This is a genomic window from Novosphingobium sp. SG751A (genome assembly GCF_013149295.1).
Lineage (GTDB): Bacteria > Pseudomonadota > Alphaproteobacteria > Sphingomonadales > Sphingomonadaceae > Novosphingobium.
This window is the reverse complement of the sequence record NZ_JABGCB010000001.1, coordinates 456,595-465,991: the sequence shown is the minus strand read 5'-3', so window position 1 is coordinate 465,991 and position 9,397 is coordinate 456,595. Positions and strand designations below refer to the sequence as shown.

Below are 9,397 nucleotides of genomic sequence, written 5' to 3'. Positions count from 1 at the left end.
AAAAAAGCATGATCGCGGATGGGGGCGACGAAGAATGAGGTATCCTGCCGCAGAAAAGCTGGAGATCATCCGTATCGTCGAACAGTCGCACCTGCCCGCCAAGCAGACGTTGGACAGGCTCGGCATTGCCCGCCGGACGTTCTACCGTTGGTATGACCGCTACCTTGAAGGCGGGCCGGAGGCGTTGGAGGACCGACCTTCTGCACCAAGCCGGGTGTGGAACCGCATCCCGCCCGAGATGCAGGATCAGATCGTCGAAATGGCGCTTGAACAGTCCGAGCTGTCCCCGCGCGAACTGGCTGTGCGATTTACCGATGAACGCCAGTACTTTGTGTCGGAAGCCACGGTTTACCGCCTGCTCAAGGCCCACGACCTGATCACCAGCCCGGCCTACGTCGTGATCAAGGCCGCCGATGCGTTCCACACCAAGACCACCCGACCGAACGAGATGTGGCAGACCGATTTTACCTACTTCAAGATCATCGGCTGGGGCTGGATGTACCTCTCCACCGTGCTCGACGATTACTCGCGCTACATCATCGCCTGGAAGCTATGCACCAACATGCGGGCTGAGGATGTGACCGATACGCTGGATCTGGCACTGGCCGCCTCAGGCTGCGACAGCGCCACGGTGTTGCACAAACCGCGACTACTCAGCGACAATGGCCCTAGCTATATCGCGGGCGAACTGGCGGTATATATAGAGGCCAACAAAATGAGCCATGTACGCGGCGCCCCGATGCACCCGCAAACCCAGGGCAAAATCGAGCGCTGGCACCAGACCTTGAAGAACCGCATCCTGCTGGAGAACTACTTCCTACCCGGCGACTTGGAGGCTCAGATCGAGGCCTTCGTCGAGCACTACAATCACCAGCGTTACCACGAGAGCCTGAAAAACGTGACGCCCGCTGACGCCTACTTCGGCAGGGCTGCGGCCATCATCAGGCAGCGCGAACGCATCAAACGAAAGACCATCGAACATCGGCGCTTGCAACACCGCAAGCTAGCCGCCTAAAACCAACCCCCAGACGAGGCCCGCACCCCGCTAATCTACGACGCAATTTGTGCCAAATGTTCTGATGACGGACACAGAATGTCGTCCGCGATGAAGGGCAGCGGCTCCGTCGCACTGGCATAATTCTCAAGACTCGCCAGCCGGAACGCGAGGAAAAGCTGATCGCGTGTGCCGTCGCTCATGGTAGAGACTGCAGCAATACCGCCACTGGCTCGCCGTCCGACCACGACCGGATGGCCTTTGTCATCGATATCAGTCTCGATGCCGGCAAATTCACCGAGTGTCGTCGCCGTGAACAGTTCGCCTGCCCGCGCAATGAGCGGATCTTGCTGTTCTGCGCGGATCGTTGCCATGGCAGTCGTCACCAATTCGCGCGCAACCGACAGCTCGAGATAGCGTTCGAGGGCGAGATGCATCTGCGCTGCGGCCGCCTCGCGTTCAGCAACGGCGTGATTGACCTCGTTCTGGCTCAGATAGGCAGCAAGGTCGTCCTTCGCGGCCTTCTCGGCGAGAATGGCTGCCTCGATTTCGCTCTCGATCTCGGTAGCACGCGATGTCTGTTCGGTCAGTTCTGCGCGAACCTCATCGAGGTCGCGTTCATCCCATTCAGCCCGCAAATCAGTGAGATCAAGCTTGTCGCCCACGTCCGTCGCGGTGCGTTCCACCAGGGCGATCTCATCGCACAAAGCCATGCGTGCTTCACACCGTGATGCTGCGTCCAGAAGGGCCCCATCATCGCCGCTATCGAGTTTTACCGAAGCCGTGAGCCTAGCCAGCACCTCCCGAGCGGTGCCGAGAGCCTCTTGTGCCTGGTCGGCCTCGACCTTCGCCTCCTCAAAGTCTGGTAGTATCCCATCATATTGGGTTTGCGCGGTGGCGTTGTCGGTAAACCGGGCCAGCAGCATCTGCGCTGCAACCACACAGTCTTCGCCGATCTCGATGGCGAGTTCGGTCGCGAGGCTACTGATGTCCTTTGTAAGGTTCGTCTCGTCTTCGTCCATGCGCTTTAGCCGCTGGCGGGTCTGCCCTATTGCCGAAAGGACACCGCGTGCGCCGACCCATTCAGTCACCGCACTGTTGGCATCTGTCGGCGAAATGTCGGGTTTGAGCCCCAGCGCACCTGTCACAGCAGGCCATGCCGCGTCCCAGGCAGCCTGTGCGTCCGACAATTGTTGCACTTCCGCCTCAACCAGCTTGTGTTGCCGTTCGAAGTCCTCCCGGTCTCGCATGTCCCTGACATATCCGGCATGGGCCTGTTCGTGCAGGGAGATGGCGTTTTGCACCGCGCTGACTCGAACTGAGAACGACAGTGTAGAATCGAGCTTGCGGTTCTGTTCGATCCGTTCGAGCAGCTCGACGGTCGGCGCAAGTTGGGCCACATCAATTGCGAGTGCATTCGACGAAGTGCGTAGCCGTTCCGATTCGTCCAGCACCAGCTGCCGAGCCTGGGCAAATTGAAGCAGTGAGGCCAGTTCCGGATGTTTGGCTTGTACTTGAGGGAAACTGTTTCCCCATTGCCCGGTGCGCACTTCTAACTGCGCGACAAGTGCGGCCATCTCGGCCTCTGCCACCGTGTTGTCAGTCCTTGCGTCTGCCACGCGCCGCAATGCGAGTGCAAGTGATGCAGCCCGTTCTGCCTCTGCGGCGCGGCGATCGGCAAGTTGGTCCGCAGACACGATTGCCGATTCCAGGTCGTCGGCAACGGCAAGGCGAGCGGTGGCGTCATCGGGCAGATGTCCCGCGACATATGCCGATTTTATCGGCCGCCAAGCATCGGCGCGCAGAGTGCGCGCTTCGGCAAGTGACGCGTCACTTGCAATGGTCCCGGACGCCTGAAGCGAGCCAATCTCAGCCTCTCCGGTTGAAATCTCGCGTTCGGCCTGCCGCTTAAGCTTGGCCTGATCCTCGATCTGTGACGTTAACGTCTCGCGCGCGGCCTGCTCGCTGCGAATATCGTCAACGCTGGGGCATGGCAGGGTCGCAAGAACATCGATGGTATCGAAGCCCAGAGCCTTGAGCCGTCCGGTCAATGTTGCGTTGTCAGTATCCAGCGCCTGCTGACGTGCTTGGTGTGCTGACTTCTGGGCCGCAAGGCTAGCAAAGGCCGATGACGATGCCTCTGGCGGATCATTATGCCCTGCCTGGCGTGCCGTTTCCAAACGATCGTCAATCACCGCAAGCGAAGCCACCAGTTCGCCAAGGCGCTTTCTGGCAGAGGCTAGACCTGGACGGCGCTCCACCATCTCGTCGGCAGCCGAGCGCACAAGATTGAGGGCAGACTGGTCCGGGATCAGTGGTGCAAGGTCCGCATCGGCCGGCAGGCCAAGCATCCGGCGCAGCGCCGCTAGTTGAGCCTCGCCGTCATCAATCTCGCGCTGACGATTGGCACGATCGGACCGGGCCTTGCTGACGTGAATGGCGCGTTCAGCCAGATCACGCACCCGCTGTTCGGCGGCTTTGAGACCCGGGTTCACCACCAGCGCATCAAGCCGTGCCTTCAGGCGGTCCCGCCGCTCGATTGCGCCTTCGAGCCGCGCTTCAGCCTTGTTGCGCTGGTCCAGGACAGTCCGCATCTTGGCCGCGAAATCATCCGGGAAGGACGCGACATCGTCGTAGCAGACCAGATCCTGCGTCAGACCGGCCAACTGACGCAAGTGGGGTGCGACGCGCAGGACGCGCTCCAGCCGGGACGTCGACGCGCCGAGGCTGCGCCTCTCGATGCGCAGGGCCTGGAGCTTTTCCGCCGCTGCGAGCGATGCCTTGCGCGTCTGCTCAAAGGTTTCCCGGGTAAGTTGCGCGCTGCGGGCCGTCTTATCGGCTGCCTCGAATGCCGTCAGCTGTTGGTAGAAGACACGGTTCACCGACCGCCTCGTATCGAATAGCTTGTCCGCTTCGCTGTCGATACCTTCGAGGCGAGATACCAGCGTGCGCAAGCCGCCGCCTGCTTCGACGATCAGACGCCCGATGTCGCCATCGGCGTGAAGCAATCGCTCCCCGCCGTTCCGCAAGGTTTCGTGGTTCAGACCGAAGAGCGTTTCGAACCGCTCTCGTGTGATGGCGCCCAGCACCGGCGCAAGGACGGTGTCATCGAATGCTGTTCCAGAAAGGTCAGCCAGTGTCTTGCCGTTGCCCTTGCGGCGCTTGAGGGTCAACGTGCGGTCATCGGCCATGAGCATCGAAGCCCCGATGCGCATGCCATCATATCCGAACAAGCTCCCACGCTGGGTATTCTTGGGGATCGAGAACAGAAAGTCGCTGATCGCCTCGAGACAGGTGCTCTTGCCCGCCTCATTGGCACCATACACAACCGTGAGGCCCGCCGATTTCGGAATGATGAGCTCGCGACTCGCGCAGCCGCCATATTTCTCAAGACTGAGTTTAGTCAGGCGCATGACCAGCCTCGCTGACTAGACTGCGCGCAAGGGATGCGGCGCGTTCGGGTATCTCGGCGCGCATCTGCTCAATGAATGCATCGGCATGGGCTCCAGCAGGCAGTTTCGCCCGAATCTCGGCAAGCCGCGCTTCGAGAACTTGTGCAATCGCGCTGTCTTGGCTGAGGCGGGTCACTTCTTGATCAAGCTTTCCAGCCACCGTTGGATCGACGGCGTCCGGGGCCTCAGGATGGGCCGTTTCCAAACTCAGCTTTTCGAGCCACACATCATCCGAGAGCGTAGCCAGCAATGTCTCCACGTCCTCGCGGAAGACAGCGCGCTCGAGGATCAATCTGGAATGAAGCGATGTCGTTCCCGTCACCGTCAGGCGCAGGGCAATAGGCCGTCCGTCGGCCTGCTCAGCGCATTGAGCGATATGACCGCGAAGGAGATCCAGTAATTCAGGGTGTTCGCTCGTTCCCGACACATCAACTGTGATCGATGCCCAGCGCACCACATCCAGCGCGCGATGCTCGAGGCTGGTGACCCTGCCGTCTTTGACCTTGACCAGGACGGCTCCCTTGGGGCCTGTCTCACGTGGGTGTCGGCCTTGAAGATTGCCGGGATAGACGATGTACGGGTGCTCCCCAAGTACGGCATAGGCGTGAACGTGGCCTAGCGCCCAATAGTCATAGCCATGATTGGTGAGTTGCTCGGGCGTGCAGGGCGCATAGCGAGCGTGATGACCTTCGCTGCCCGCACAGGCCGTATGGAGAACGCCAATATTGAACATGGCCTCGGTTGATACCGGATATTCGCGCGCCAGATCTTCGGAGACGTCCGGGCGGGGGAAGCTCCGCCCATGGATCGCGACCCCGACATCATCGAGACGATACGTGGTTGCTTTATTTTTGGGATAGACATGGACATTGCCCGATAAGGACAGTTTGTCGGCAAAACGATTGGCGGAGTCATGGTTTCCAAGGACCATGAACACTGCGATGCCGGCTTCGCCCAGCCGGCGCATCCCTTCCATAAAATAAAGACCCGTCTGGAAGTTACGCAGATCGCCATCGAAAATGTCACCGGCCAATAGCATGAACCGGCAGCCCTCCTCGATCGCAAGGGAAACCAGGTTATCGAAGGCTTCGCGCGACGCCGCCTCGACGCGCACGGCATATTCCGCAGATTTACCCGCCAATCCAAGTAAGGGACTATCGAGGTGAAGATCCGCAGCATGAACAAAGGTGAATTCGGTCAATCGAAGGCCTCCCGTCACCAACATGGCACGAACCGCCCTAAAAAGTCTCGCAAAAATCAGTCCAAAACATTTGAGGAAAGTGGTCTGAACTCCACAATCTCGTCAACATATGGTTGGCGGGCGGCCCTGGGATGAGTCGGTAGGTACCGATGGCTGGGGGGGCTGGCAAGATCCGTCATTCGGCCTGTTGCTTGGGAACGAGTGGGACGTCCCACGCCCCAGCATTCCACCATCTCAATGCCAGAATGAACCTACGACCGGTTTGGAGGCTCCGATCATGGGCGCTGAATGTCAGGAATGGCGGCGAGGGTGACCATTGTCCCTACTGACTAGAAACCATCAAAGCATCCAGTGTCGGCGGAGTGATTGTTCCTGTTGCCTCCAGACCCCTGCTATTTTGAAATTTTCTAAGAGCAGAGCGTAGTGCTGGAGTGACGGTGCCATTGATAGGCCCCTTATAGAAATCCTGAGCCAGCAATGCGATTTGCACCCGGCGCACGATTGACGCAAATCGCTTCGTGCGCCCGGACAGCGGTGGCAGGCCATCGGGTGGTGGCGCGCTTGCCCGGTCCGAAGGCGTGAACAGCGGTTCAACTGTTGGGCTATTTGTACGTGTGGGTGAAGGCGTCGGTGCCGCAGGAGCTGCCGGGGCGGGGTTGTAATTGAAGCCGCCTCCATCATAGCCGCCTGTGCTGGAACGGTGGCTCGTATGGCTGTAATGCCCGCCACCGCCCGCTCCGGAACTATGACTGGCATGGCTACTGTGGCTACTGTGACTGCGATGGCTGGCCAGCGTGAAGAGATGGTCCTGAGAATAGTTTTTCAGAACATTGCCCGCATTAGGATCATCAAAGCCCGTTGCTGCTCCTGGCGCATCTCCCGCTGCGGCCGGATCATGAGATCCGAAGCCTGCTGCGATCAGGCTGGGAATAAGAAAGTTCCGGCGTTTCATAGAGGCTCCACGATCATTCCGGCATGTTCGTCCGGATGCCATTCGAAAAATCCGCTGCACTGCGATCGTTCACGACAGGGCGCGCACCCGGACGGGTATTTTCGTTTCCAGTCAGAAATCGAGGCCAGTGCAAGGCTCCGATATGCCTGCGGCACCGTACAGCGCGGAAAGTTGAAAAGCTGTGCCCGCACACCATGCAGCAGAGCCCAATCAATTGCCTGAGCCAAGGGACCAAATTGCTGGCGATGATCGACGAACAGTTTGTTCCATCGCCCTTTGGCAAAGCCGATATGTTCAAGTTGCATGATCGACCATGCCTCGACGAAGCGTAGGCGCGATGTCACAAAGCTTGCCAGATCAGGAAGAGCATCGAGATTGGACGATAGCAGCGCGGTTCGTAATTCAACGCGCCCGCCTGCTATGAGCAGATTGGCAAAACCATCCTGCAAAGCGTCGAAGGCGCCTTGTTTTCCGACGATCTCGTCGTGGAGCTCAGGGGACGAAGCATAAAGCGGAATGCCCCAGCTGACCTTGCGATAGATCGGCGCACTCAGGCGTTCGATGTCATCCTCGGCGAAATGCTGTCCATTGGTCAGAATATGAAAGCTCAGATCTGGCCGGGCTACCAGTACCCTTTCCACCATGGACAGGAGTTGATCCTTGAAAAGCGTGGGCTCACCGCCGGAAATCCCGATCAGCAGATTAGGCTCGGCGAGCAGGCATGCCTGTTCCAGCAAAGCAAACCGATCAACATGGCTCTTCTTGGGCGGCTGGGAACACATCACGCAGAGTTGATCGCATCGTTCGGTGACGAGAAGGGTATTGTGAAGTGAGCCTGCGCGTAAAATCCGTTCGACGCGCTTGCCTCCTGGCTGCACCAGAAGGACATCACCCTCGAGCATGTCGGCCGTCGCCCCATCAATGGCCAGCAGGCCTTCTGCTCCGACATAGGCCACGCCGCTATCGTCCTGATCGACAAGGCGTGAATCAAAGTCCCCAAGCTCTGTAATATCTCGCGACCTCAGGCGGGTGATATAGGGGGCTTGCGCCTCAGATATGGCCGGGAACGTCAGAGGTATCATGCCAGCACCTCGCCGAATGAAGTCGGTGTCGCCGGGAGCCGCAGCCACCGTGCCAAGGAATAGCGCACAGCCGGGTCCTGATCATAGATCATCTCGAAGACAAAGCCGAAGAGATGCATATGACGGCGGCAAAACTCGGTTTCATATCGGGGGAGGTCGATCCTTCCGTAGCGGGCGATATCATCGACCAGATCACGGCCGCAGTAAGGCTGAAAGGCGCACTGACGGCATGCCGGATCGTGCTCGTTGCTGGCGTAGCGGTTGAGTAGGTCGCGGGCCTCACTGTCCCACCCGCTTTCAATTGTACCTATCGACAGATCGATCACCCCGGACCGCGATAACATGCGGGCCTCATCGGTCGGGTAGATAGTCCCGTCGTGATCGACGACGATGTAATCAATGCCCATCGGGTTAGGGCTTCGCAAATCGACATGCCGTTCGCGACCAGGATAGAAAATTCGCCGCAGTGTGATGCTGAAATAGGTTTCTTCCAGAACCCGGCTGCGGTCCTCCCAGTTCCTTTGGATGACCCGTCGTACAAACCGTTCATAGAATTCTCGCCATTCGCGGCCTTGCTCGCGGGCATCTTTGTGGCGTTTTCTGGCAAAACCCTGATAGTTGATGGGGCGCAGGAAGATACTCTCCAGCCCGAAACGTGTGTAACTGTCGATCAGATCGTCGATGTCCGGCGGAGAGGTCGGGTTGATGGTCGGCAGGGCCGATATCTTCGTGGGTCCATAGCGTCTGACGATCATGCTGAGATTGGCCAGAAACTGATTGGTCGCGTCTGACCGCTCGGTGCGGTTATGCTCATGAGTGGCCGGATCGCCGTCAAGCGAGGTGCTGATAAAGACCTCCGGATGGTCGAAGAGGGCCAGCAGCTCGTCGGTCACGTTCTGCAGATTGGAACAGATGACGAATTCCCGCCGTTCGAAGCGGGCACATTTTTCGATCACCCTGCCTATCAGATCCGGGCGCAAGGTCGGTTCACCGCCCTGAAACTCGATCTTGATATGCCGGGTTTCCAATGTGTCGAGGAGTTCGAGCACGGCCGAGAGGGTCTCTTCGCTCCAGTCAAAGCCGGACTGGTTTTCACTGACTCTGGAAACCTGACAGTAGCTGCAGGACAGATTGCAGCGTAGGGTCGGCACAAGGATCAGATAATCAAGCTGGCTAGGTCGCAGCAAGCGTTGGGCTTTGGCGAAAGCAAAGGCGGCCTGGCCGAGCCGGTCCCGTGAATCAGGAATATGGCCACGCGTTTGCAGAAAAGACCGATCACTTTCCTTCAGGTGATCGGCATTGAGGCGTTCAAGGCATTCTGGCGAAGCGAGAAAGAAGCCGCCTGCATTGTTCACGCAAAGGGCTTGCCCGTCTTTCATGGGATGCTGGCGGATCGCAGCAACAGTCATTGCGCAAGCATCGCAATGACTGTTGCCCAAGGCTGGCTGCCTTCACCAGACCCAGCTTTGGGATGGACAATTTTCATGTTTGTGATCAGCTGTTTCATCACAAATACACAGGTCTCTCAATCAATTCCGTCGCGTGATGGAGTGCACAGAAAAACAAGAAAAATATCGTTAGGTGGTCGATGTCGGCAGCGGCGTGAAACTGGGGTCAAATCTGGTAAGTATTGTTAGGCGACGAATTGATCTGAAGCAAATGAAACGGCTGATTGTATCGCGTGGTTGTCAGCGGTGATACCTTCGCTAATGTGCC

6 protein-coding genes are annotated in these 9,397 nt (G+C 58.6%); 1 reads left to right on the top strand and 5 read right to left on the bottom strand.

Annotated features, from left to right (window positions below; translation table 11 throughout):
- The coding region (locus FHW96_RS02475; RefSeq protein WP_172338948.1) for an IS3 family transposase at nt 1-1,015 on the top strand (1,015 nt) is incomplete at its 5' end.
- A 35-nt stretch (nt 1,016-1,050) separates the two neighbouring features.
- On the opposite strand, the gene FHW96_RS02470 is transcribed toward FHW96_RS02475, so the two are convergent.
- The 5 genes from FHW96_RS02470 to hxsB form a co-directional block, all read right to left on the bottom strand.
- Complete coding sequence (locus tag FHW96_RS02470) at nt 1,051-4,407, bottom strand: YhaN family protein (protein WP_253950686.1); 3,357 nt, start codon at nt 4,405-4,407, stop codon at nt 1,051-1,053.
- A complete protein-coding gene (locus FHW96_RS02465) occupies nt 4,394-5,647 on the bottom strand; it encodes a DNA repair exonuclease (protein WP_253950685.1) in 1,254 nt (417 codons plus the stop codon). Before FHW96_RS02465 ends, FHW96_RS02470 begins: the two co-directional genes overlap by 14 nt.
- A 322-nt stretch (nt 5,648-5,969) precedes the next feature.
- Nucleotides 5,970-6,599 (bottom strand): peptidoglycan-binding protein, encoded by a 630-nt coding sequence (locus tag FHW96_RS02460; protein WP_172338946.1) that lies wholly within the window; start codon nt 6,597-6,599, stop codon nt 5,970-5,972.
- Nucleotides 6,596-7,681: a His-Xaa-Ser system radical SAM maturase HxsC gene (hxsC, locus tag FHW96_RS02455; RefSeq protein ID WP_172338945.1), complete on the bottom strand. Its 1,086-nt coding sequence runs from the start codon at nt 7,679-7,681 to the stop codon at nt 6,596-6,598. The genes FHW96_RS02460 and hxsC overlap by 4 nt, the downstream gene beginning before the upstream one ends.
- Entirely contained in the window at nt 7,678-9,060 is a 1,383-nt protein-coding gene (gene hxsB, locus FHW96_RS02450) for a His-Xaa-Ser system radical SAM maturase HxsB (protein WP_253950684.1), read from the bottom strand. Before hxsB ends, hxsC begins: the two co-directional genes overlap by 4 nt.
- Nucleotides 9,061-9,397 lie beyond the last annotated feature (337 nt).

Coding starts and splice junctions, on each gene's coding strand:
- FHW96_RS02470 (WP_253950686.1), bottom strand. CDS start 4,407: ATGCGCCTGACTAAACTCAGTCTTGAGAAATATGGCGGCTGCGCGAGT.
- FHW96_RS02460 (WP_172338946.1), bottom strand. CDS start 6,599: ATGAAACGCCGGAACTTTCTTATTCCCAGCCTGATCGCAGCAGGCTTC.
- hxsC (WP_172338945.1), bottom strand. CDS start 7,681: ATGATACCTCTGACGTTCCCGGCCATATCTGAGGCGCAAGCCCCCTAT.
- hxsB (WP_253950684.1), bottom strand. CDS start 9,060: ATGAAAGACGGGCAAGCCCTTTGCGTGAACAATGCAGGCGGCTTCTTT.